The 22,114-nt window shown below is 37.1% G+C and carries 26 protein-coding genes and 1 tRNA gene; 22 read left to right on the top strand and 5 right to left on the bottom strand.

The annotated features are described in order from the left end of the window. The coding region (locus QXQ25_05615) for a hypothetical protein (protein ID MEM0161179.1) at positions 1–465 on the top strand (465 nt) is incomplete at its 5' end. A 155-nt stretch (positions 466–620) separates the two neighbouring features. Here the strand turns inward: QXQ25_05615 and QXQ25_05610 are convergent. Continuing rightward, positions 621–1,736: an NAD(P)/FAD-dependent oxidoreductase gene (locus QXQ25_05610; GenBank protein MEM0161178.1), complete on the bottom strand. Its 1,116-nt coding sequence runs from the start codon at positions 1,734–1,736 to the stop codon at positions 621–623. Positions 1,737–1,959: 223 nt separating this feature from the next. Here QXQ25_05610 and QXQ25_05605 point away from each other — a divergent pair, with 223 nt between their 5' ends. The 3 genes from QXQ25_05605 to QXQ25_05595 are packed head-to-tail and all read left to right on the top strand — an operon-like array spanning position 1,960 to position 4,395. Continuing rightward, entirely contained in the window at positions 1,960–2,253 is a 294-nt protein-coding gene (locus tag QXQ25_05605) for a hypothetical protein (protein MEM0161177.1), read from the top strand. A 1-nt stretch (position 2,254) separates the two neighbouring features. Next, positions 2,255–2,917 (top strand): 16S rRNA methyltransferase, encoded by a 663-nt coding sequence (locus tag QXQ25_05600; GenBank protein ID MEM0161176.1) that lies wholly within the window; start codon positions 2,255–2,257, stop codon positions 2,915–2,917. Positions 2,918–2,961: 44 nt separating this feature from the next. Beyond that, a complete protein-coding gene (locus tag QXQ25_05595; protein MEM0161175.1) occupies positions 2,962–4,395 on the top strand; it encodes an MFS transporter in 1,434 nt (477 codons plus the stop codon). A gap of 44 nt (positions 4,396–4,439) precedes the next feature. On the opposite strand, the gene QXQ25_05590 is transcribed toward QXQ25_05595, so the two are convergent. Then, positions 4,440–4,997 (bottom strand): NAD(P)H-dependent oxidoreductase, encoded by a 558-nt coding sequence (locus tag QXQ25_05590; GenBank protein MEM0161174.1) that lies wholly within the window; start codon positions 4,995–4,997, stop codon positions 4,440–4,442. A gap of 170 nt (positions 4,998–5,167) precedes the next feature. Here QXQ25_05590 and QXQ25_05585 point away from each other — a divergent pair, with 170 nt between their 5' ends. The 3 genes from QXQ25_05585 to QXQ25_05575 all read left to right on the top strand — a co-directional run bounded on the left by QXQ25_05585 (position 5,168) and on the right by QXQ25_05575 (position 6,992). Continuing rightward, positions 5,168–5,305, top strand: coding sequence for a hypothetical protein (locus tag QXQ25_05585; protein MEM0161173.1), 138 nt, complete (start codon positions 5,168–5,170; stop codon positions 5,303–5,305). Positions 5,306–5,427: 122 nt separating this feature from the next. Then, entirely contained in the window at positions 5,428–6,372 is a 945-nt protein-coding gene (locus QXQ25_05580) for a transcriptional regulator (protein ID MEM0161172.1), read from the top strand. After that, positions 6,369–6,992 (top strand): hypothetical protein, encoded by a 624-nt coding sequence (locus QXQ25_05575; GenBank protein ID MEM0161171.1) that lies wholly within the window; start codon positions 6,369–6,371, stop codon positions 6,990–6,992. Before QXQ25_05580 ends, QXQ25_05575 begins: the two co-directional genes overlap by 4 nt. Here the strand turns inward: QXQ25_05575 and QXQ25_05570 are convergent. Continuing rightward, a complete protein-coding gene (locus QXQ25_05570) occupies positions 6,949–7,578 on the bottom strand; it encodes an RlmE family RNA methyltransferase (GenBank protein ID MEM0161170.1) in 630 nt (209 codons plus the stop codon). The two genes, QXQ25_05575 and QXQ25_05570, sit on opposite strands and share 44 nt — an antisense overlap. A 4-nt stretch (positions 7,579–7,582) precedes the next feature. Further along, on the bottom strand, positions 7,583–7,969 hold the full coding sequence (gene gcvH / locus QXQ25_05565; protein ID MEM0161169.1) for a glycine cleavage system protein GcvH: 387 nt from the start codon (positions 7,967–7,969) through the stop codon (positions 7,583–7,585). A 50-nt stretch (positions 7,970–8,019) separates the two neighbouring features. Between gcvH and thpR the strand changes: the two genes are divergently transcribed. The 10 genes from thpR (at position 8,020) to QXQ25_05515 (ending at position 16,251) form a co-directional block, all read left to right on the top strand. Then, the gene (thpR, locus tag QXQ25_05560) at positions 8,020–8,577 is read left to right on the top strand and encodes an RNA 2',3'-cyclic phosphodiesterase (protein ID MEM0161168.1); all 558 of its coding nucleotides are present in this window, start codon (positions 8,020–8,022) and stop codon (positions 8,575–8,577) included. 3 nt (positions 8,578–8,580) lie between these two features. Continuing rightward, on the top strand, positions 8,581–9,264 hold the full coding sequence (locus QXQ25_05555; GenBank protein MEM0161167.1) for a TraB/GumN family protein: 684 nt from the start codon (positions 8,581–8,583) through the stop codon (positions 9,262–9,264). A 124-nt stretch (positions 9,265–9,388) separates the two neighbouring features. After that, positions 9,389–11,410: a formate dehydrogenase subunit alpha gene (fdhF, locus tag QXQ25_05550; protein ID MEM0161166.1), complete on the top strand. Its 2,022-nt coding sequence runs from the start codon at positions 9,389–9,391 to the stop codon at positions 11,408–11,410. After that, the gene (locus QXQ25_05545) at positions 11,410–12,336 is read left to right on the top strand and encodes a 4Fe-4S dicluster domain-containing protein (GenBank protein ID MEM0161165.1); all 927 of its coding nucleotides are present in this window, start codon (positions 11,410–11,412) and stop codon (positions 12,334–12,336) included. The genes fdhF and QXQ25_05545 overlap by 1 nt, the downstream gene beginning before the upstream one ends. Beyond that, positions 12,333–13,109: an FAD/NAD(P)-binding protein gene (locus QXQ25_05540; GenBank protein MEM0161164.1), complete on the top strand. Its 777-nt coding sequence runs from the start codon at positions 12,333–12,335 to the stop codon at positions 13,107–13,109. Before QXQ25_05545 ends, QXQ25_05540 begins: the two co-directional genes overlap by 4 nt. A gap of 99 nt (positions 13,110–13,208) precedes the next feature. Beyond that, the gene (gene pdxS, locus QXQ25_05535) at positions 13,209–14,219 is read left to right on the top strand and encodes a pyridoxal 5'-phosphate synthase lyase subunit PdxS (protein ID MEM0161163.1); all 1,011 of its coding nucleotides are present in this window, start codon (positions 13,209–13,211) and stop codon (positions 14,217–14,219) included. Positions 14,220–14,233: 14 nt separating this feature from the next. Then, positions 14,234–14,308: transfer RNA gene (locus QXQ25_05530), tRNA-Arg, on the top strand. Positions 14,309–14,554: 246 nt separating this feature from the next. Continuing rightward, on the top strand, positions 14,555–14,860 hold the full coding sequence (locus QXQ25_05525) for a hypothetical protein (protein MEM0161162.1): 306 nt from the start codon (positions 14,555–14,557) through the stop codon (positions 14,858–14,860). A 25-nt stretch (positions 14,861–14,885) separates the two neighbouring features. Next, the gene (locus QXQ25_05520; GenBank protein MEM0161161.1) at positions 14,886–15,320 is read left to right on the top strand and encodes a hypothetical protein; all 435 of its coding nucleotides are present in this window, start codon (positions 14,886–14,888) and stop codon (positions 15,318–15,320) included. Positions 15,321–15,504: 184 nt separating this feature from the next. Next, on the top strand, positions 15,505–16,251 hold the full coding sequence (locus QXQ25_05515; GenBank protein MEM0161160.1) for a DUF169 domain-containing protein: 747 nt from the start codon (positions 15,505–15,507) through the stop codon (positions 16,249–16,251). Between the two features lie 53 nt (positions 16,252–16,304). Here the strand turns inward: QXQ25_05515 and priS are convergent, their stop codons facing one another. After that, positions 16,305–17,474: a DNA primase catalytic subunit PriS gene (gene priS / locus QXQ25_05510; GenBank protein MEM0161159.1), complete on the bottom strand. Its 1,170-nt coding sequence runs from the start codon at positions 17,472–17,474 to the stop codon at positions 16,305–16,307. Between the two features lie 219 nt (positions 17,475–17,693). On the opposite strand from priS, the gene acs reads away from it, so the two are divergent. From acs to QXQ25_05485, 5 genes are all read left to right on the top strand, one after another. After that, positions 17,694–19,658, top strand: a complete 1,965-nt coding sequence (acs, locus tag QXQ25_05505) for an acetate--CoA ligase (GenBank protein ID MEM0161158.1) — start codon at positions 17,694–17,696, stop codon at positions 19,656–19,658. Next, positions 19,658–20,251, top strand: a complete 594-nt coding sequence (locus tag QXQ25_05500; GenBank protein MEM0161157.1) for an acetate uptake transporter — start codon at positions 19,658–19,660, stop codon at positions 20,249–20,251. Before acs ends, QXQ25_05500 begins: the two co-directional genes overlap by 1 nt. A gap of 70 nt (positions 20,252–20,321) precedes the next feature. Next, positions 20,322–21,215, top strand: a complete 894-nt coding sequence (locus QXQ25_05495; GenBank protein MEM0161156.1) for an EamA family transporter — start codon at positions 20,322–20,324, stop codon at positions 21,213–21,215. 152 nt (positions 21,216–21,367) lie between these two features. Next, the gene (locus QXQ25_05490; GenBank protein ID MEM0161155.1) at positions 21,368–21,772 is read left to right on the top strand and encodes a DsrE/DsrF/DrsH-like family protein; all 405 of its coding nucleotides are present in this window, start codon (positions 21,368–21,370) and stop codon (positions 21,770–21,772) included. A 12-nt stretch (positions 21,773–21,784) separates the two neighbouring features. After that, positions 21,785–22,015, top strand: coding sequence for a sulfurtransferase TusA family protein (locus QXQ25_05485; protein ID MEM0161154.1), 231 nt, complete (start codon positions 21,785–21,787; stop codon positions 22,013–22,015). Positions 22,016–22,114: the final 99 nt, after the last annotated feature.

Genomic DNA, 22,114 nt, shown 5'->3' with positions numbered 1-22,114 from the left:
TATACTGTAGAAACTAAACCTGTAGAGACTAAGCCAGTAGAAACTAAGCCAGTAGAAACTAAGCCAGTAGAAACTAAGCCAGTAGAGACTAAGCCAGTAGAGACTAAGCCAGTAGAAACTAAGCCAGTAGAGACTAAGCCAGTAGAAACTAAGCCAGTAGAGACTAAGTCAGTAGAAACTAAGCCAGTAGAGACTAAGCCAGTAGAAACTAAGCCTGCCCAAGATCAAAATCCCATTGATGATATAATAAATATTATAGACTCAGGGGATCTTGCCAAAGCAAACCAAAAAAGCTTAGAAATGATTACTAAAAACCCAAAAGAGCCAAAATACTGGCTATTAAGAGCTGTAATTGCCTATAAAAATAAAGATGTTAAAGCATATCAGAATTTTATTTCCTATGCTTCTAGGCTTGATAAAAATATAATGAATGATACCATTTTTAAAAGGTATATTGAAAAATAAGGAGTAAGCAAATATTCTGTAACTATCTGTACATGGCGTAATAAATAAATGCGCATATTTGTATATTTTTAAAGTAAAAGTGTCAAAAGAGATGGAAAAGCAATTAGAAGACACTAAAAAATAGGTTTGTCCAGAGCCCGTGATTTCTGTAGATTCTATATTTTTAACTCATTTTCGTAAATCTCAGAAACAAAAGTACCTATGGCCGGAGCTGCTGTTAAACCAGGCGATTCAATGCCAATGAGGTTTATGAACCCGAACAGATTCTTATCTGCTTCATGCTTTATTACAAAGTCTCTGAATGAATCTTCTGGTCCTTCTAATTTTGGTCTTATGCCAGATGAATCAATCTGAATATCATATTCATTAATTGTCGGTAAGAATCTTCTCACCGATTCACGAAATTCCTCTACACTGGATTCTACAGTGTAATCAATGTTGTTCACATAATATGTGTTTGGTCCCATTCTTACAGATCCCGAGAGGTCTGGTGTTAGGTGAATGCCTAAACCATGTCTCGTTGGCACAGGATAGACCAGCATCTTAACAGGAGGCTTTCCAGATATTCGGAAATAGTCTCCTTTGCAATAATGCAGCCTATAGCCAAGTTTATCGATATCTAAACCAACCATTTCAGCTATTTTGTCAGAGTAGAGACCAGCACAATTTATAACTGTTTTTGCCTGAATCTTGAATTTTTCACCAACACTTACTCCACTCAGTTCATATCCGTAATTCGTTTTTTTCAGGCCTGTAACTTCTGTTTCTGTCGCTACTATTGCTTGGTTATTTCTAACCTGTGCATAAAAATGATTCATGAGGTCTTCTGGCTCTATTATGCCAGTGGAAGGTGAATAAAGAGCTTTTTCAACTTTAATATTTTTCTCTAATTTTCTGACCTCCTCTCCATCTAAAAACTTTAGCCCTTCCACGCCATTACTTTCTCCCCTCTTCATAAGCCTCTCTAACTCTTCTATCTCTTCTTCTCCAATTGCCACAGTTAGTTTTCCCAATTTCTTGTATGGAATCTTGTATTTTTCGCATATATCATAGATCATAGAGTTTCCTTTGACGGACAGAGTGGCTTTAAGAGTATCTTTTGGATAATGAATACCTGAATGGATCACACCGCTGTTGCGGCTACTGATTTCTTGCCCCAACCTTTTGTTTTTTTCAAATACATAAACCGCTTCATTGTTTTTTGAAAGTTGTGCGGCAACAGCTAAGCCTACTATGCCTGCGCCAATAATCACTATGTTTGCTGTTTCCATCTGATACTGTTAGACTTTTGTTGCTAATAAATTTTTTTTATGTTTCGTTTTTTTTCGAAAGAACACAGATCAACGCGGATGGATTATTTATTATGATCTGTTGAACCATACATCAACCGTTAACTTTGAACATTCACAAAGATAAGACTAACGAAAAGTTGGCAAGGTCAGTTTTCCAAAATATTTAAGTCATTGTATTTATTACAGTTTTTAGGTGTAATGTATGTATACAGTACTTAAAATAAATAAAGAGAATAGTTCTAAGGTTGACTCCTTTTATCAGGATGATCTGATCAGCAGACAAACGATCATTAGAAGAGACAATGTATCTCTCGGACTCAAAGATGAAGCGTTATACGTTATAATTGAGGGATCACAAGAAGCGATAGACAGAGCTGTTAATATATCCAAAGATTTTGCAACAGTACTTCCCTCATCTGATCGTGAAACTATCTACAAGAAAGTAAAAGAGCAAGATGAGAGTAGCCTGGAAGGCATAGGATCAATATTTGGTTAATATGTTAACTATTGTACTTGCAGACTCTGAGCTTGAAACAATTCCACCAGAACTCTGGAAAGATCCAGCAATATTGAAGTATTGTAGGGCAAAGCAGAAAAATCCAGAAAATTTGTTACTGGACGCATCCTATCACCATACAGCCATAAAAAAGATAGATCCTGAAAATGTGAATCGAAGGGGCAGGCCAGATATAGTGCATATGTTTTTGCTGATAGGTTTAGAGTCTATTTTAAACAAAGAAAAAATGCTGAGGCTCTATGTTCATACTAGAGACGATTATGTTATATCTGTGGATCCAGAAACAAGAATCCCAAAAAATTACAATAGGTTTGTAGGACTCATAGAATCTCTATTCCTTAACAAACAGGTTCCAGATTCTAAAAATCCACTTTTAAAAATTGAAAAATGCAGCTTGCTAGAATTGACAAAAAAGCTTGGCATGCCCCCGATCATCATGCATCCTGACGCTGCAAATGCTAGGCTAGGTGATATATTAAATAAAGATAGTGTAGTGATCATAGGCGGGTTTTCAGAAGGTGATTTTAGATCCGATATAAAATCTATAAAAGAGAGGTGTTCTATATATCCTAAAGAGCTTGTGGGTTGGGTTGTGGAAATGGAAGTGATCGTAAATTATGAAAAGTCAGTTTTTAAATTCTAATAATTTTTAAAAAATTAGAAATTTATTTATTCTTGTAATGATTTATGTCTAAAATGAAATCCGGCAGAAATGTACCACTGAATTATTTTACTGACAGGTCTAATTATAGGTGGTATATTCTTACTACTGTATTGTTCGGTGCTTTTATGTCGGCACTTGACGCTAACTTGATGAATATTATTAATCCTGTTCTAGAAAAAGTGTTTTTTTCACCTTTATCAATTGTTGAATGGGGTTCATTGTCATATTTACTTACACTTACTATATTATTGCCGGTCTTTGGAAAGATATCAGATATTATAGGCAGAAAAACAATGTACAATATGGGGTTTACGATCTTTATAATAGGCTCGGCAATGGTCGGACTCTCATTTAACATGATCTGGTTTGTTTTGTGGAGAATCGTTCAGAGTATTGGAGCGACAATGCTGCAATCGAACAGCATTGCAATCATTACAGCTAATTTTCCGAGTGAGGAAAGAGGTAAAGCGATAGGGATTCAGGGTGCTGTTCAAGCTATAGGAATGGCCGTTGGCCCGAGTTTTGGCGGGTTTTTGGTAACATACATGAGCTGGAGATATGCATTCTACATAAATGTGCCTGTAGGAGCGATAGGAACGGTGCTAGCGTATTTTGTGTTGCCCAGAAACGTTATATCTGAAAAAAAAGAGCGTATAGATTATATTGGAATTTCTCTATTTACTGGCTTTTTAGGCCTATTTTTAATTGATTTTACAGAAGGAATGAATATTTTCGGGTTTTACGGTGCTATCTTTATCGGGATCGTATCATTGGTCCTTTTACTGTTGTTCATACGGGTAGAATTGAAGAACTCTTTTCCATTGCTGGATCTTAGCCTGTTTAAAAACAGGGTTTTTACTGCTGGAAATTTTTCAGGGATGATATCATATCTGAGCCTTAACGGGCTGATGTTCATTTCTCCATTCTTTTTAGAATTTTCATTGGGCCTAAACGGATTTTTGGCAGGCGTTATGCTTATAGCAATACCTGCGTCAATGTCTATCATGGCTCCGATCAGCGGGCATCTGGCAGACAGGCACGGGTACGTAAAGTTTTCGGTGCTGGGAATGACGTTAATGTCGATAGGATTCTTGCTTCTGTTCTTTGTAAACCTGCAAGTATCGTTGCTTTACGTACTGTTATCATTTGTGATGGTAGGCGTGGGCATGGGTATGTTTACACCGCCAAACAACACAACCGTTATGTCAGTTGCATCGGCTGGAAAGTTAAGTCTTGTGGGTGGGCTGTTAAACATGATGCGAAGCCTTGGGCTAATATTTGGAATTAGCATAGCAACGCTTGTTTACGATTATGATCTATCCAAAAATAAGGCTGTAACTTTAGCAAGCTCAAATCTGTTTGCTTATAAAATTACGATACTGGTGCTGCTAATAGTTACTATTGTGGGTGTTATATTCTCTTCGATGAAAGGACAGATTAAGCACAAGCAGTTTTAACATTGTCAGCGGGAATTACAAATTCTTCAAATGGAGTAGGAAGGTCACATTTTTGGAAGAGCATTCGTTTTACAAACAGAAACCATGTTATTTAGCAGCATTTTAATAAGCTCAACTGCCTGCAAGTCTGTTAAATTGCCCTGTGCATCAAATTTTTTTTCAGCAAAAGTTACGAAAATCTCTGGATAGGTTAATGTGTAGGTATTTAATCCTGTAAGCACCTGCCTCAGGTGATATTGAGCTCTGATACCTCCAAATCTGCCCACGGATACGCTCATTATCGCTACAATCTTGCCACTTATAGAATTGTCTTCTGAAGGTCTAGTGATCCAGTCTATTGCGTTTTTTAAAACTCCAGAAAAAGAGTAATTGTATTCAGGTGTGCTGATGAGCAAACCATCTGCGTTCTTTACTGCCATTTTAAGTGTTTTAACTACAGGCGGAAGGTCATGTTCTAAATCTTGATTGAATATTGGAATATCTTTTAAATCGAATATTTCCAGTTCTGAATCTAAAGGCATCACTTTTTTGGCATTTATGAGCAATGCTTTGTTATATGAATCTTTTCTTATGCTTCCTGCTATCCCTAAAATCTTGATCATAAAAACTACATCAAAATATTCCTATTTAAATGTTGTTAAGAGTTTTAGAAAAGCAGTAAGTCTACAATATTCAGAGAGAATATATACTGATTTCTGTTAATAAAAATGGGTATAGATATTTGCGTATTATATATACATAACTGAAAAAATCAATCAGCACAGTAAGGTTGGTGCAACCCGAATTTACGCCTACAGAGATTGCAATATCAGACTTGGATGAAATATATCCGCACAGGCAGAGATCGGTCTTTAAAGCAGGAAGCTCCGATGCTTTAGCTGATGGTAGCTCACTCGATGTGCTAATATAAAAAGATTTTGCTTTTGAAGTTATAGTAGTAATCTGTGATATGCAGAAAAAATTTAAGGAGATCACATAAAGTCTAAAATTTTAGTAAACTTTATATACTGATTATTTTTAAAAGATTTGAATATGTTTACGAGAGAAGAACTGATAGAACAAATTTCGAGATTTTTAGTTAATGAGAATTTTAAGGTATCTGTTCAAATGTTTCGTGGTACCTGTTACGATATTCTAGCAAAGCGAGATCAGGACTTTTATATAATAAAAGTGTTTTTAAATGTGGATACCATCAAAATAGAGATTGCAGAGGAGCTAAAGCTCTTAGCGAATTTTTTGGGCGCTAAACCGTTAGTTATAGGTCTTAGATCCGGATCTGGGAACTTGGAAGATTCAGTTGTATATTCTAGGCACGGGCTTCCTATCCTGTCATTTAAGACATTCTACGAGTACGTAAAAGATATAATATACCCCATTTCATTTGCTGCTCCTGGCGGATTTTATGTTAAAATTAACAATCGTTTGTTAAAGGAAGTAAGAGAAAGTAAAGATATATCATTAGGAGAACTTGCACGCGTGGGAAGAGTATCTAGAAGAACGATATTGATGTATGAAGAGGGAGAAAGCGCAACATCCATAGATGTAGTCATTAAACTTGAAGAATATTTGGAAGTGCCTTTAATTGAAGACTTAGATCCGTTCAAGTACCAGGAAAAACCTAAAGATTTTAATAAATTTATCGCTCCGGACGACGATTTTAAAGAAGAAATATCAAACATATTCGAAGTTGTAGGTGGCAGAATTTACTATACCAAACACTCTAAGATAGACGCGATCACCACGTATCTGAACGATACTTATTTAACAGGGCTATTAAACCAGAAAGAGGACCTGAAAACTAAATCAGAAGATCTAGCCAAAATTTCAAAAATTACAGAAAAAGAATCTTTTTTAATATCTAGATTTAAAGATGAAAGCGTTTTTAAAGCATCAGTACCAGTAATATCAATAAGAGATATTATGAACGTGAAGAAAAATATAAGTATCAAAGCTATTTTAGAGGAACACAAACTATGAAGACATTGCAGAAGACGGTCTTAAACACGGATGTGACTATTGTAGGTACTGTTCGGGGCCTGGTTTCTGAATCCGTAGCGATCTCTGATCTTCTTGAATCGCAAGAAAAACCAGAAGTGATACTCATTGGTATTTCTCCGGAAGAGCTTGAAGGACTGTCAAAATATCTCGAAAAGCCGTTTGAGATGGACCTATCTGATTATGAGCTTTTATACGGCCTGAAACTAAAAGAATTTGGGAAAGTGAAGATGCCCATTCCCTCGTACGTAACTATTATTGAATTTTCTAAATCTAAGAATGTTGATTTGATTGCAATCGACTTAGATGAAAAAATGTACAATGAGCAATATACAGAACATGTTTCATTGTTCGATCTTTTAAGATACTCATACAGAAAAGGACATCTGTGGAACAAACATTACGATTTTTCAAGCCCTGAAAACTTTGCAATATCTTGGGACAAAGAGGTAATAAAATTGAAAGGGTACAAAGAATTAGAGCTTTTGAGAGAACAACATTTTGCAGATAAAATTAAAGAGATAATTAGTAACAATAGATACAAGAGAATTTTAGTGATCATGGAGATAGAACGGCTGGATGGTACTCTTCAACTCCTTTAAATTTTTTGCAGATAATATACACTTCGCTGCTGCCTTCTCTGGTAGCTTCCGGAACGTTTATTTTACAGAAGACAAAATGTTTTTCTAGCTCTTTTCTGAAGCTCTGGAGAAGATCTCCATTAAAAACTTTAACTATCATATGTCCATTCTTTTGTAACAGATTAGTTGCTAAAAACCATGCACGTTCTGCTAAAGCTATCGATTTTACGTGATCTATCGATTTGTTTCCAGAGGTATGCGGGGCCATATCAGAGATAATTACTTGCACTCTCTCATTTTTATTGTTGCTTTTCAAGACCTTTACAATTTCATATATGACACTATCTTCCATTATGTCATGTTTAATGAACACTGCACCTTCTAGTTTCTTAACAGGTTTAATATCCACACCCACCAAAAACCCCTCTTTTCCAATTTTTTCTGCCGCAACCTGGCTCCAGCCTCCTGGTGAAGAACCTAGCTCCAGTACTGTCTGCCCTCTCTTAAAAATAAAAAAGCGGGCATCAAGCTGTAACAGCTTGTACGCTGCCCGAGATCGATAATGCTCTTTTTTTGAAAGTTTGTAGTATAAATCCTGTCTCTTCATGATTTTAATGTTTTTGAGTAGCCAAGAACTGTGTGTAAGCCTTGTCATCCATAAGCTCATTCAGCTCATTATCGTTATCGAGTTTGATCTCTATAAGCCACGCGTTATAAGGATCGTTATTTAATAAATCTGGATTGTCTATAACTTTTTGATTTTTCTGCAGCACAGTTCCAGACACTGGTGCATATATATCTTCAACTGCTTTTACAGACTCAAGCACTCCAAAAGTCTGACCTTTCTTAATTTTTGCACCTTTATCAGGAAGCTCCATGTATACTATATCAGTCAACTGTTGCTGTGCATAGTCTGATATGCCAATCTTGGCACTTGATCCTGTAACCTGCACCCATTCATGAGTTTTTGCATATTTTAATCCCTGTTTTATTTCCATAACATTCACCTTTCTAATTAAAAGAGATTACTTTAATAAACATAAAGTTTATGGTATTATTTGCTATTAAGAATGGTGTGATAAGAGCTTTTATAGCTATTGAGGTGCCCGTATTCGAAACGGTTGTAAAGTTTCAGGAAGAGCTTGCACACGCGGGAAGGATGAAGTTAGTAGAGCCTGAAAACTTGCATTTTACTCTGAAATTTCTCGGAGACATTGAGGAAAACATTACTTCGGACATAATAAAGATTCTAGAAGCGTTCAAGTTTCCAGCGTTTAAAGTGACATTAAGAGGCTGTGGCGCATTTCCCTCTCTTGAATATGTGAAAATAGTATGGATCGGTACGGATGAAAACCCATTAGAGCAAATGTCTGTGCAAATTGACAAAAAGCTTATGATGCTTGGGTTCAAGATGGAAAAAGAGCATTTGCCACATCTTACAGTCGCAAGAGTTAAAAGTAGAATCGACAAGTCTATTTTAGAAAAGTACAGAGATACAGAGTTTGGAAGCTTTAATGCCGAGTATATAAAATTGAAAAAGAGCATTTTAACAGAAGAAGGTCCTATATACAAAGATATAGATACTATTAAATTATATATCCCCTAAACCATGATAATAATGATCGGCGTAGGACATGTATTCAACATTTCACAAAAGATAGATTATATTGTAACTCAGGAAAATCCGGATGTTATTGGAATAGAGCTGGACGAGCTCAGGTACCAAGCATTGCTTTCTCCAGACAAACGTAGAAGCAGGGGTATTTCTATATTTACGCTACTGTCAGTGCTTCAATCGCATATTGCCAAGTCTATGGGCGCAGAACTGGGCGGAGAGATGCTTGCTGCTGCAAACATGGCTAAGAAGCTGGATATTCCGCTCGCGTTTCTGGACATGAATATTCAGGTTATATCTCAAAAACTGAAAGAGTTGGGATTTAAAGAAAAGAGCAAGCTGTTTTTTTCTATATTTCTCTCTTTTATCCCAACCCGAAAAAAAATGAAAATTACTGAGTTTCAGAGCCAAGAATCTGAAATTCTAGAAATTATGCATAAACAGTATCCACAGTTATCCAAGATACTGATTGATGATCGAAACGCATACATGTCAAAATCAATATTGGATCTCTCCACGAAATATAACAAGATTATCGTGTTTGTTGGAGATGCACATATTTCAGGGTTGAAAGCATTGGTCAAACCTGATAAAATTATCCGGCTTGCAGAGCTTTTAAACACTGAATATCCAAATTATACTCAGAAATTTGTATATCATTACAAGCTCAAAGAGTGATTACAAAGTTAATGGCAGGATACCTGAAAGCATCAGCTATCACACAATGATACATGCATCCATTATGTAGAGCATGGCTGAAAGAGAAAAAAAGTTAAGTAATAGTTTCCTATTAAAAGTAAACATGGAAGTTGCTACGGTTTGCCCATATTGTGGAGTAGGTTGTAATTTGATTGTAATTTCAGATGGTAAAAATATAAAAAACATTATACCTTCAAAAAGAAAGGACATAAATTTTGGAACATTATGCATTAAAGGTTGGAAAGGTATTAATTATGTTACTTCTAATAAGAGATTAAAGAAACCGTTATTGAAAATAGACAATAACTTTGTTGAGATCACATGGGCCCATGCAATTGACATTATCGTAAATAAAATTACTGAAGCGCTTGATAAATACGGGCCTAAAGGAATTGCATTCCAGGCAAGCGCAAAGTGCACAAACGAAGATAACTACCTGATGCAAAAGCTTGCAAGACAGGTTTTTCATACCAACAATATAGATCACTGTGCTAGAAGCTGTCATGCAAGCACTATTGAAGGACTTATGTCGACGATCGGCAGTGGTGCGATGACCACGTCTATTGCGGATATTGACAATGCAGAACTGTATTTTGTGATTGGTTCTAACACTACGGAGCAGCACCCTATTATCGGGGCAAGGATTATAAATAATGTGCGGAAAGGAAAAAAACTTATCTTAGCAGATCCCAGAAAAATACAGCTCTCAAATTTTGCAGAGATACATTTAAGACAGATTCCAGGCACGGATCTTGCGCTTTTGAATACAATGGCTCATGTAATCATAGAAAGAGACCTTTTAAACAAAAGATTTATAGAGGATAGAACTGAGAATTTTGAAGAGTTCAGAAAAGTAGTAGAATATTACAATCTGGATCGTGGCTCTAGAATCACTGGGATAGATCCTGAATTGATAGAAAAGGCAGCGATTTTGTACGCAAAATCCAGGTCTATTGCATTTTACGCAATGGGCATAACTCAGCATACTCAAGGCACTCAAAATGTGCAGGCGATCGCAAACTTAGCACTGCTTACTGGCAATGTTGGAGTCAGTGGAACGGGCATTGCACCTCTCAGAGGCCAAAACAACGTGCAAGGTTCTAGCGACATGGGCGCATTATGTGACCTATTGCCCGGGTACAGGAGAGTGTATGATGATGAGGGCAGGGAAAAATTTGAAAAATACTGGAACTGCAAGATTCCAAAAGAGCCGGGATTATCATTAACCGAGATGTTTGAAGAGGCACTTAAAAATAAAATTAAGGTTATGTATATAATGGGTGAGAACCCGGTAATATCGGAACCAGACAGCCAGAATATAATCAAAGCATTGAAAAGCCTGGACTTTTTAATAGTACAAGATATATTTCTTACCGAAACAGCGCAGCTTGCCAATCTGGTACTGCCATCCTACAGCTTTGCTGAAAAGCTGGGCACTTTTACAAATACTGAGCGCAGGATACAGTTGATCTCTCCGTTTTTAAAGCCTCTGTGGGAGTCTAAAAATGACTGGGTAATATTTCAGATGATTGCAAACAAGATGGGCTATGCGTGGTCTTACTCAGAGCCAGAAGATATCATGAACGAGATTTCGCAGTTAGTGCCACAGTATTCTAGCGTTACGTACTCATGCATCGGGGAAAAAGGAATACAATGGCCTGTAAAAGATTGTACAGGAACCGAGATAATGCATACTAAAACGTTTACAATCGGAAAAGGCAGGTTCATTCCCTCCGAATGGAAAAAGCCATCTGAATATTCGGACAACGAGTACCCGTTCATTCTTACAACTGGCAGAATATACTATCAGTTTCATACTGGGACTATGACAAGAAAGATAAACACACTAGAGCGCGAGGCACCTGAGCCATACGTTGAAATATGTCCTGAAGACGCAAAAAAATATAATATCAGAAATGAAGATCCTGTAATTTTAACGTCTCGTTACGGCTCTCTAGAAGTAAAGGCGAAAGTCACAGACCTGGTCATGGAAGGAATACTATTCATGCCGTTTCATTATTATGAAGCACCTGCAAACAGAATCACGAATCCTACACTAGACCCTATTGCAAAGATACCAGAGTTGAAAGTCACAGCCGTAAAGCTGAAAAGGAGGGGACCATAATGCTCTATAAAATCGAGAAAGAGCAGATAAATAACTACATAGACTGGCTCCTGAAAAAATACGAAGTGTGGGGTCCAAGGCTAGTAGGCACTAATTATGTGTTTTCCAGATTAGATAACGGATCACAGTTCAGAGATGTTAAAACGTTGCTGGGGCCTAAAGAGCAGATTTATCCTGCGATTGAGAACATTTTTAAGGATGATTCAAAAGAGCTCATTGTGATTGGAGTGAAATCTTGCGACTTAAGAGCGTTTAAAATGCTTGATGATGTGTTTTTAAAAGAGTATAAAGATAATAACTTTGAGAACAGAAGGAGCAAGGTTCATTTTTTCAACTTTGTATGCACAGAACCTTGTGAATACGGATTTTGCACCACTTTTTACGGGCCGAGGCTCGAGGAAGGTGTTGAATTGCAATTTACCGATATTGGATCGTATTATTTAATTGAATCATTTAACGATCGGTTCATAAGCCCAGGTACTGAGATTGCTGATGAGAAAGATCTAAAAACAGCAAAAGATATGGCCGAAAATGTGTATGATAAAATGAAGCGATATAATGTAAAAAACATGGCTGAGAAACTGGAATGGAATAGCCCGCTATGGAAAGAGTATGGAGAAAGGTGCATATCATGCGGAGCTTGCAATTATGCGTGTCCCACATGTTTCTGTTTTGATGTGTTTGATGCTGAGAATGAGAGGTTCAGAGAGTGGGACTCTTGCATTCTCGCAGGATTCACGAGAATTGCGGGAAATGTAAATCCCCGCACTACACTAGATTTGCGATTAAGACAGCGGTTTTTGCACAAGCTCAAGTTTCATTATGAAAATTACGGGTATTATCTGTGCACAGGCTGTGGCCGATGCATTGAAGTTTGCCCGGTAAAGATAGATATCAGAGAAGTAATAGAGAAGGTGAAAAAATGAACAGCATGGCACCTTTAAATACCGAGATTTTGGATATAAAAGAGGAAACGGCAGATGTAAAATCTTTTCTTCTCCAAAACGTATTTGACGTAGTCCCAAATCCAGGTCAGTTTTACGAGCTATCTGTAATGGGATATGGAGAGGTGCCGATATCCTTAGCAAGCAGTAAAAACGGGTTATTGTTCAGCATTAAAAAGGTAGGGAAAGTGACTGAAATAATGCATAAAATGCATAAAGGGGACAGAATCGGGATCCGGGGGCCATATGGAACAGGCTTTCCCGAACCTGACGGAGCAACAGTGCTTATTGCAGGAGGAATAGGATTGCCTCCTGCACGATCCTACATAGAGCACTCGCTCGTTAACAACAACAAAAATATGATGTTGCTTTACGGTGCCAGGTCTCCAGAAGATATAGTATATAGACAGGAAATAGAACGATGGAATAAAATGTTTAACGTGTATGTATCTGTAGACAACGCAAATAAAGAATGGAAAGGTAATGTTGGTGTGGTTACCAAGCTGTTTAACAGAATAACAAATATTCAAAGCAAGTTTATAATAATCGGGCCCACAATAATGATCAAGTTTTCAGTGATAGAGCTCAAGAAAATGGGTGTGGAAGATGACAATATATATTTATCGCTAGAAAGAAAAATGAAATGTGGGGTCGGGTTATGCGGGCATTGTAATATTGGCAGATATTATGTGTGCAAGGATGGGCCCGTGTTTTCATATTCGAAAGTGAAGGATATACCTGAGCTTTTCTTCTGATTTAAACAGATCAGATTAATTTTTATTATTGGAAGCGGCAGTAATGTTCAAAAAAATTAATATCTATGTAATAGTTGTAGGTAATGAAGGTGTATAATAATGCCAGCAGATATTTCAAAATTAAGATACGGCACTGACCTGATCAAAAAAGGCTTTGCTAAGATGCAGAAAGGAGGGGTGATAATGGACGTTATAAATGCAGAGCAGGCTCACATTGCTGAAGAATCAGGAGCAGTTGCAGTAATGGCCCTAGAAAAAGTACCAGCAGATATAAGAGCGGCAGGAGGCGTTGCCAGAATGGCAGATCCTCTTAAGGTAAAAGAGATCTTGGAGGCTGTAACAATACCTGTGATGGCTAAGGTTAGAATCGGGCACATATCAGAAGCGAAAGCTCTGGAGGTGCTGGGAGTAGACATGCTTGACGAGAGCGAAGTATTAACACCGGCAGATCCTTTTTTTCACATAGATAAGCGAGAATTTAAGATCCCGTTTGTATGTGGTGCCAGAAACCTGGGCGAAGCAGTTAGAAGAATATGGGAAGGCAGTGCTATGATAAGGACCAAAGGTGAGGCTGGTACCGGCAATGTTATAGAGGCTGTAAGGCATATGAGACTTGTAAGCAGGGCGATAGCAGATCTGAAATTGAAGGACGATGATGATTTATACAGTATTGCTGAAAAATATGCATCTAGCTATTTAATTCTTGAGAGCCAGATTCGAGAGTTTAACGGGGAAACCATTTCATTTAAAAAGGGAGATATAGTGTTCTCAAAATATACAATTGAAGAGATTAACAAAGGTCTTTATGAAACCCTGAAAGAGATCAGGAAACTGGGAAGGTTGAACGTGGTCAATTTTGCTGCGGGCGGCATTGCCACTCCTGCAGATGCGGCGTTGATGATGGAGCTTGGAGCAGACGGCGTATTTGTGGGATCTGGAATATTCAAGTCTCCAAATCCGGTAGAGATCGGAAAAGCCATAGTTGATGCGGTAGAGCACTATGATGATCCTACAATAATAGCAGAGGTATCGAAGGGATTGTCTGCAATGAAAGGCACGGACATTTCGACAATACCGGCAGATCAGAAATTGCAAGATCGCGGCTGGTAAAAAAACATTTCACAGGGCTCGTGGCCTAGTTTGGATAAGGCACTGGCCTTCTAAGCCAGCTATCAGGGGTTCAAATCCCCTCGGGCCCGTTTAAAACTCTAATCGAATACTTTATTAACAAGTAAGTTAGAACATGATTTATGACATTTGAATCAAAATATGAAAATATGATGAAAGACCAAAAAGTAAGAAGATGGTTTGAAAATCTAAAAGCAAAATCTATACTTACTGCAACAGTATATAGAAGAGCCCTAGGTTTATATTGCAAGCTCTAAAATACAACACCCGATAAAATATTAAAAGAGGCTAAGAATCCAGAATTTAGAGACACATTTATGGATTTTGTTAGAAAATTAGAAAAAGAAGGTAAAGCAGGATCTTATATCATAAGGTTCAAAAAAGTAATAAGATCATGGTTGAAGTTTAATGGTATTAATACTGTTCTTGATGTTAACATAGCTAATGAGAATGTAAATCCAACAATAATGAACGAAAGAGTGCCAACTAAGGAAGAACTATCTAAAATATTCAGAAACGCATCGGCAAGAGGTAGAGTGGCAATATCAATGCTCGCATTTTCTAAAAGGATACAAGAAAATATTAATATTAGAAACATGATAGGGTGGTTTGGACCATTTTAGATGGTCAAGATCAATGGGATATCTCATGAATTTAGAACGCATGAGAACAATTACTATAATTTTCTTAGTCTTTGTCAGTCTTCAGTTCTGGTTAGGGATGACTATAAATCTTGAGTTGTTCCTCCCCATAAAATATCTTTCTGCAGTGCCTTCATTGATTTACTACATGAGTCATTACGGTTTCATTCTTGTTCACGTTATAGATGGATTCTCCCTGCTGTTGCTCACCCTGCTATTTCTCTACTTTGCATTTAAAGAACATTACCTTTCATTAAAGGTAATATCCATAGTCGCTACCAGTTCTGTAATAGGTGCAATAATTAATGGGATACTTTTCCTGATGTCAGGTCAGTTCTTTGGGTATTCCATAGGCATGGCAATGAGCGCAATTTCCGCTTTGATAACCTTTGCAGTCGGTCTCTACTATATCGGTTTTAATATTGGAAGAGTTAATAGTTAGCAAATATGCTATTCATTCTTTTATCGTTGAAAAAACTGGGATCGTAGCGTAAGCTATAAAAAAATCAACAAAAAACGGTGCAAAAATGCTTTAAAAAACATATTTTTTATGATTTTGAAATGTAAAATTGTAAACATGGAAAAATAAAGTAAAATTTAATAATGTTTTCAGATATTATTGTAATATGGTTAGTGAAGATTTTCTTGTTATTTCTAAGAATGTTGTGGAGTCGGTTGAAAAAATAAGAGCTGCGCTGGGCATAGACAAAGAAGCGGTAGGTGTAAAGTACACGGATGAGCCTCCTGCAACTACGTTAGATGAGGGCAAATATGCAGTGTGTGGTGGCATCTTAGAGGCTACTAATGGCAAAGTGATAATGCTCTCATCAGAAACCTGTTCTTGCCCCGGTGGAAAATCTCATCTTGGACTTTCTGAAAGAAGAGAAGTGCCACTCAAGATGCTTGTTGAAGGTGAAAAGCTCTGGTGCGATGTCAAAACTGCGACAAGGTCATTTATTGAATCTGAGAAAATTGCTAAACCGCCTCTCGGCATCGCCCGCAAGGTATATCTGTATCCGGTTACCAAAGCCGTCTTTGTGCCCGATTTAATAATCTTTCTCGTGAACGCAGAGCAGGTTTCAAGGCTTGTCACACTGGCTCAGTTCTGGGATGGAAAGACTCCTTCGTTCGAGATGAGAGGTTCGCTTTGCTGGAGCAGCATAACTTACCCACTTGTGTCAGGTAACTTCAACGTTACTGCTGGTGACATAAGCGCAAGAAGAATGGCGGGATTTGACAAGAATATAATGTTTGCCACAGTTCCACTGGAGAAAGTGCAGGGAATTGCCAATGCCATAGATAAAAGTACGGCAGGAACAGCTAAACAATCTCGCGAATTCTCTAGAATGACCGAACAAATAAGAACAAAATAAGATTGAGATACTTAGATCGATTTATAAGAGCAAAGCTTAAAAATATTTCTTTTTTAAACAATTTCTGCAATGTTTCTTAAAGCACAGAATACTGCAAGGTATACAGGTGCATCGATTATCTCAGATTCTTTAAGATCAAAATTTTCATCATTAATCTTGATTTGCAAAGGCTGTAACATCCTGATTTTCATATATCTGTTTATGAAAACGGGTGCTATAGCATCGACAAGCGGCTCAAAGCTATCTAAATCTTTATATTTAACAGCAGTTACCACAAATCCAGTCTTTCCGTGCAATGAGCCTGGCAATCTTATAAGCCTGTGTATATCAGTAGTGACCGGTTCGTCTATCTCGCCTTTCATGCTAGCAAACACTTTTGTTTCCAGCAGGTCCGATAAAAATTTTGCAGTCTTGTAGCTTAAGACATCAAATGAGCCAGTATTCAAGATCATTTTTACTTTTTTTCCATTGTCTTCAAACAGTTCCTTAACTGCCGGGTCTGAAATTTCCGGGTGTTCAGAAATCTGATCTTTTATTTTTTCTATATTTCCAGATTCATAATCTGACAGAAGAGATTTAAGATATTCTCTGGATTGTTTTGCAAATTTACCGCTCCAGCCGTATTCAGACATGGAAACAAAAGAAATGCTTTTTTCTCCCTTTTTATTTTTAACATGCTCTGAAAACAGGTCAGATCTCGTTAGTCCACTTCCACGTATATATGAGACAATTTCCCTTCGCTCCTTGCTTTTTAAAGATATAAAATCATCTTTTCTGATATGAACATGATATCCCCTACCACCTGAAAAAAAAATATTTATTGCATTTTCATTCAATCCAAAATCAGAGATAAGAAAATTATTGACAAGCTTTTTCAGTTCTTCTTTTATGTTCTCCAGCATCTGTTCATATGTTTTGTCTTTTGCAGAAGGAACATGGTCAGCATCAAGATCAAAAACAAGGTCTGCGCCGAGCCATAGTTTTTCATCCATGCTGTTTGCGTCAGGCACCTTGTAATAAGCAGTGGAATAATAAGCATGCGAGGGAACCCTCGTTATCAAAAAATCTCTAACTTCAACCTCTCTGCTAAACTTGATGTGTCTAGAAACATAATCTTTGTCAAAAAACATGAACCCGAACTCTCTTGCTGTAAATCTGGGAGGTAGATGCACCTTTAAATTTTTATAGTAATTTTCGAATTCTTTAATAACGTTTGGATTCACGTGTAAATAAAAGAATTTTTAATACTTTAATATTTCTATTTTATAGAATCTAATATGTTAAATTTTTTTTCAATAATATTAAAAAATTAAAACAATTTTTTAATAAGTATAGAAGGGATAAAAATAATATTTATATATAACAAATGACGAATATATTTTATCTTGTGTTCGGTATTTGTATCGGAAACTTTTTAATAACATAATTGGATAGTTAATTTTATGAAAAACGAAATAAAAAAAGAGGATAAAACAAAAGAAAATGAAACATTACCTACAGATCAGATACATACTCCATCCTCCGAGCGTTATCGTTCAGTGATAAAAAAATCTATGGAAAATCCAGAGGAATTCTGGAGCGATGCAGCTCAAATTATAAACTGGTATAAAAAATGGGACAAAGTCTTAGATGATTCTAATCCACCATTTTACAAATGGTTTACTGGCGGAAAATTGAACATTACTTACAATGCCCTGGACAGACATGTAAATAGCGGAAAAAGAAATGTCGCTGCATTTATATGGATTGCAGAAGACGGATCAGAACAAATAGTTACTTATGAAGGGCTATACCATAGAGTAAACACGTTTGCTAGAGCTCTGTTAGACATGGGCCTAAAAAGAGGAGATGTGATTCTCATATATCTGCCAATGATCTTGGAGCTGCCAGTGGCGATGCTTGCCGCTGCCAGAATCGGTGTAACTTTTTCAGTAGTATATTCAGGATTCGGAGCGCAGGCGATAGCAGACAGGATAAAAGACTCAGGTGCGAAACTTGTGATAACAGCAGATGGTGGATACAGACGTGGAAAGATCATAGAATTGAAGAAAATTGTAGATGAGGCACTAACATTTACGTCTACCATTCAACAAGTGATCGTTGTGAAGAGAACTGGCAAGGATATTAACATAGTAGAAGGAAGAGATTATTGGTGGAACGATGTAGCAAACAATATCAATGCCAAGGTAACTCCAGAAGAGATGGACTCTAATGATCCTTTATACATACTCTACACCTCAGGAACCACAGGAAAACCAAAAGGAGCTATACACAGTACAGGTGGGTATGCGGTATACGTTGCAAATACTCTTAGATGGGCTTTTGATCCAAAACCTGACGATAGATGGTGGTGTGCTGCAGATATAGGATGGGTCACAGGGCATAGCTATATTGTATTTGCACCGCTTATTCTTGGATTGACCTCAATTATGTACGAAGGTGCAATAGACTTTCCCGAACCTGATCGAATGTGGGCAATAATTGAAAAATACAAAGTAAACATACTTTACACTACTCCAACAGCTCTGAGAATGCTCATGAAATTTGGTGATAACTACCCTCTTAGACATAACTTAGATTCATTACGAGTTTTAGGAACTGTAGGTGAACCGATTAATCCGGCAGCATGGCAATGGTATTATAATGTGATAGGAAAATCAAAGTGCCCAATAGTAGATACATATTGGCAAACAGAGACTGGCGGTTTTGTCATATCTCCTGCATTAGCGTTTGGTTTCGAGTCTTTAAAATCTGGTTCAGCTACGTATCCTATGCCTGGGATAGATCCTGTAATACTGGATGAGAATGGCAAAGAGGTTCCAACAGGATCTAAAGGGTATCTGGTGTTTAAAAAGCCATGGCCAGGGCTAATGTTGACAATTAATAAAGATCCAGAACGTTTTAAAAATGTCTATTTTTCAAAGTTCCCGGGAATGTATATGACTGGAGACTATGCAATGAAAGATGAAGATGGATATTTCTGGTTATTAGGCAGAGCTGACGAGGTCTTGAAAGTGTCAGGTCACAGAATAGGCACGATAGAGATAGAAGATGCACTTGTGGGAATCAGTAATATTGCTGAAGCTGCAGTATTCGGCAAACCAGATGAGGTAAAAGGTGATGCAATAGTGGCATTTGTAACTTTGAAAAGCGGTGCAGACTTTACACCCAACATAGTTAATGAAATTAAGTTACAGATCCGAGAGAGATTAGGGCCAATAATGGTACCTGAAGAGATACATCCAGTAAAGTTATTGCCTAAAACAAGGAGCGGAAAGATTATGAGAAGAGTAGTTAAAGCAGTGTATCTAAACAATCTACCAGGCGATATAACGACACTGGAAGATGGAGCATCACTAGACGAGATAAAATCTGCAATAGAATCATTTAAAAAAGAGGTGACATAATGGCTGAAAAAGAGCTTGCAAATCCAGCTCCGTTAGGATTGGCAGGATTTGCTCTGACCACAATAATATTGAGCCTATATAATGCAAAGATTTTACCTGCGGCTGGCGTAGGAATTGTAGTTCCAATTGCTTTTGCATATGGTGGCATGGCACAGATATTTGCCGGAATGTGGGAAATGAAGTCTGGCAACACGTTTGGCTACGTGGCGTTCTCTACATACGGTGCCTTCTGGATTGCTTATGCATTGCTTCTGTGGACTCTTGGAGCAGGGATACTGAGCATAGGCAGTGGTTCAACGGAAAGCGATGCAGTGGCAATATTTCTGACAATGTTTGGAGTGTTCACATTCTACATGTGGATCGCATCGTTCAAGACTAACTGGACATTATGGACAGTATTCTTGCTGCTATGGATCACGTTTTTCCTCCTTGCAATTGGTGACTTTGAGGATTCTAGCAACACGGTAGTCGCTGGTGGTTATATAGGAATACTGACCGCAATAGCTGCATTCTATGCATCTGCAGCGCAGGTTATAAACTCAACATTTGGAAAAACTGTAGCACCTATCGGTGGAAAGCCTATTAAAGACTAAAATTTTTTTTTCACTTTTTTTATATCTCACAGTGCAAAAAAATAAATAGTATCTTTTCAATCATGCCCGAATGAACAATAACAGGGATTCAAGTGCTGGCACTGAAACATTGCTGTTTCTTCTGATGGCCAGTTTCTGGGCTTTGAATTTTCCGCTGGTCAAGATTGCACTCATCTATGAGCCTCCTATGTATCTGCTGCTGTTCAGAATAATTTTAGGGTTTGCCACCTCTTTTTTATTGTTCCGGCATGTAAGAGTTCCCAAAGACCTGAAATCAAATATTTTTATATTTTTAGTATCTGTTTTCAATCTCGTGATATTGATGGGATTCTGGTTTATTGGAGAGACCACTGAATCTTCATCAATATCTGCAATTTTGATATATACATATCCTCTATTTAATATCCTATTCGCATACCTATTTCTGCATGAAAAATTATCTTACATGAGCGTAATTGGCACAATGATCGGATTTGCAGGAATAGTTCTGATCTTCTCACATGGTCTCGTAATAGAGCACAGCACAGGCATAATTTTGCTTTTGATAGCAGCGATCAGCTGGGCTACAGGTACGGTAATATACAAAAAATATCTGTCACCCAGAGTGGATGCTGCTACAGTGAACACATTTCAGTTTCTGTACGCGATGCCGGTAATACTGATCTGGGCGCTTGCCACTGAAAAATTTAATTTTTCAGGATTGTCAGTTTCATTCATCATGATAATCACATACATGGGTGTTCTAGGAACCGGAGTAGCATACTTTATTTATTTTTATCTGTATCGCAAATATAACCTCTCATCAATATCTTCCTACTTTTTTATTGTGCCTGCACTATCCATACTCTTCGCATACTTGATTCTCGGCGAGGTTGAATCTTATCTTACATATATAGGATTCTTGTTAGTAGCGATTGGAATATATTTCTCTTCTAAAAATAATCACTATAAAAACGATAAATAAAAAAATTAATTATTAAAATTAAAAAAAATGTTCATTTTTATTATTATATGTATAAAATTAGTTATAATTTTTAAACTATTTTTCATAAATACGAAAACTGTTAAAAAAATGTTTAAATACTTTATTGCAATATTCTTACTGGTGAGAAAATTATGGCAAATAAATTGTCAATTATAATATTTAGTGGCACGACAGACAAGTTAATGGCTGCCGGAGTATTGTCGCAGGCAGCAGCAGCGTTAGGCAATGATGTAGAAGTATTTGTTACATTTTGGGGATTGCTGAATTTTACTAAGGGAGAAAAGAAGATGTTGTTGCCTAAAGAATTTGAGCATATGGGACCGATGTTTATGCAAAGCATAAAAGAGCATAATGTACCATCATGGTATGATATGTTAAAAGAAGCAAAAGAACTCGGTGCTAAAATATATGCATGCTCAATGACTTGCGACCTGTTTGGAATCAGCAAAGAGCAGCTAGATCCTATAATAGACGATGTGGTAGGAGCAGCTACATTTATTACTGAATCGGAAGGTGCACAGGTACTGTTCATATAGGAGTGATAAAATATGGAAAACAAAATAATAGATGCACGAGGATCAGCATGTCCAGGCCCGATCACAGACCTAGTAAAAGCGTACAGAAACGCGAAGGTTGGAGATGTGTTAGAATTATGGGCTACAGACAAAGGTGTAAGGGCAGATACTGCAGCTTGGGCTAAAAAAACTGGAAATGAGATAGTGAGCGTTACAGAAGACGCAGAAAAAGTGGTAGTTATTATAAAAATAAATAAAAGATAGAAAAATATTCTTTTTTATTTATCTTTTATTTGAAACTGCAAAACCGAAAGAACTATTTATAGTGTAACATATAATGAAAAAATAGGAGTGATAAAATAT

The sequence above is a fragment of the Thermoplasmata archaeon genome (assembly GCA_038729465.1).
Lineage (GTDB): Archaea > Thermoplasmatota > Thermoplasmata > Thermoplasmatales > ARK-15 > JAVRLB01.
This window is presented reverse-complemented; position numbering and strand designations above follow the sequence as displayed.

Coding starts and splice junctions, on each gene's coding strand:
- QXQ25_05610 (MEM0161178.1), bottom strand. CDS start 1,736: ATGGAAACAGCAAACATAGTGATTATTGGCGCAGGCATAGTAGGCTTA.
- QXQ25_05605 (MEM0161177.1), top strand. CDS start 1,960: ATGTATACAGTACTTAAAATAAATAAAGAGAATAGTTCTAAGGTTGAC.
- QXQ25_05600 (MEM0161176.1), top strand. CDS start 2,255: ATGTTAACTATTGTACTTGCAGACTCTGAGCTTGAAACAATTCCACCA.
- QXQ25_05595 (MEM0161175.1), top strand. CDS start 2,962: ATGTCTAAAATGAAATCCGGCAGAAATGTACCACTGAATTATTTTACT.
- QXQ25_05590 (MEM0161174.1), bottom strand. CDS start 4,997: ATGATCAAGATTTTAGGGATAGCAGGAAGCATAAGAAAAGATTCATAT.
- QXQ25_05580 (MEM0161172.1), top strand. CDS start 5,428: ATGTTTACGAGAGAAGAACTGATAGAACAAATTTCGAGATTTTTAGTT.
- QXQ25_05575 (MEM0161171.1), top strand. CDS start 6,369: ATGAAGACATTGCAGAAGACGGTCTTAAACACGGATGTGACTATTGTA.
- QXQ25_05570 (MEM0161170.1), bottom strand. CDS start 7,578: ATGAAGAGACAGGATTTATACTACAAACTTTCAAAAAAAGAGCATTAT.
- gcvH (MEM0161169.1), bottom strand. CDS start 7,969: ATGGAAATAAAACAGGGATTAAAATATGCAAAAACTCATGAATGGGTG.
- thpR (MEM0161168.1), top strand. CDS start 8,020: ATGGTATTATTTGCTATTAAGAATGGTGTGATAAGAGCTTTTATAGCT.
- QXQ25_05555 (MEM0161167.1), top strand. CDS start 8,581: ATGATAATAATGATCGGCGTAGGACATGTATTCAACATTTCACAAAAG.
- fdhF (MEM0161166.1), top strand. CDS start 9,389: ATGGAAGTTGCTACGGTTTGCCCATATTGTGGAGTAGGTTGTAATTTG.
- QXQ25_05545 (MEM0161165.1), top strand. CDS start 11,410: ATGCTCTATAAAATCGAGAAAGAGCAGATAAATAACTACATAGACTGG.
- QXQ25_05540 (MEM0161164.1), top strand. CDS start 12,333: ATGAACAGCATGGCACCTTTAAATACCGAGATTTTGGATATAAAAGAG.
- pdxS (MEM0161163.1), top strand. CDS start 13,209: ATGCCAGCAGATATTTCAAAATTAAGATACGGCACTGACCTGATCAAA.
- QXQ25_05525 (MEM0161162.1), top strand. CDS start 14,555: ATGGATTTTGTTAGAAAATTAGAAAAAGAAGGTAAAGCAGGATCTTAT.
- QXQ25_05520 (MEM0161161.1), top strand. CDS start 14,886: ATGAATTTAGAACGCATGAGAACAATTACTATAATTTTCTTAGTCTTT.
- QXQ25_05515 (MEM0161160.1), top strand. CDS start 15,505: ATGGTTAGTGAAGATTTTCTTGTTATTTCTAAGAATGTTGTGGAGTCG.
- acs (MEM0161158.1), top strand. CDS start 17,694: ATGAAAAACGAAATAAAAAAAGAGGATAAAACAAAAGAAAATGAAACA.
- QXQ25_05500 (MEM0161157.1), top strand. CDS start 19,658: ATGGCTGAAAAAGAGCTTGCAAATCCAGCTCCGTTAGGATTGGCAGGA.
- QXQ25_05495 (MEM0161156.1), top strand. CDS start 20,322: ATGAACAATAACAGGGATTCAAGTGCTGGCACTGAAACATTGCTGTTT.
- QXQ25_05490 (MEM0161155.1), top strand. CDS start 21,368: ATGGCAAATAAATTGTCAATTATAATATTTAGTGGCACGACAGACAAG.
- QXQ25_05485 (MEM0161154.1), top strand. CDS start 21,785: ATGGAAAACAAAATAATAGATGCACGAGGATCAGCATGTCCAGGCCCG.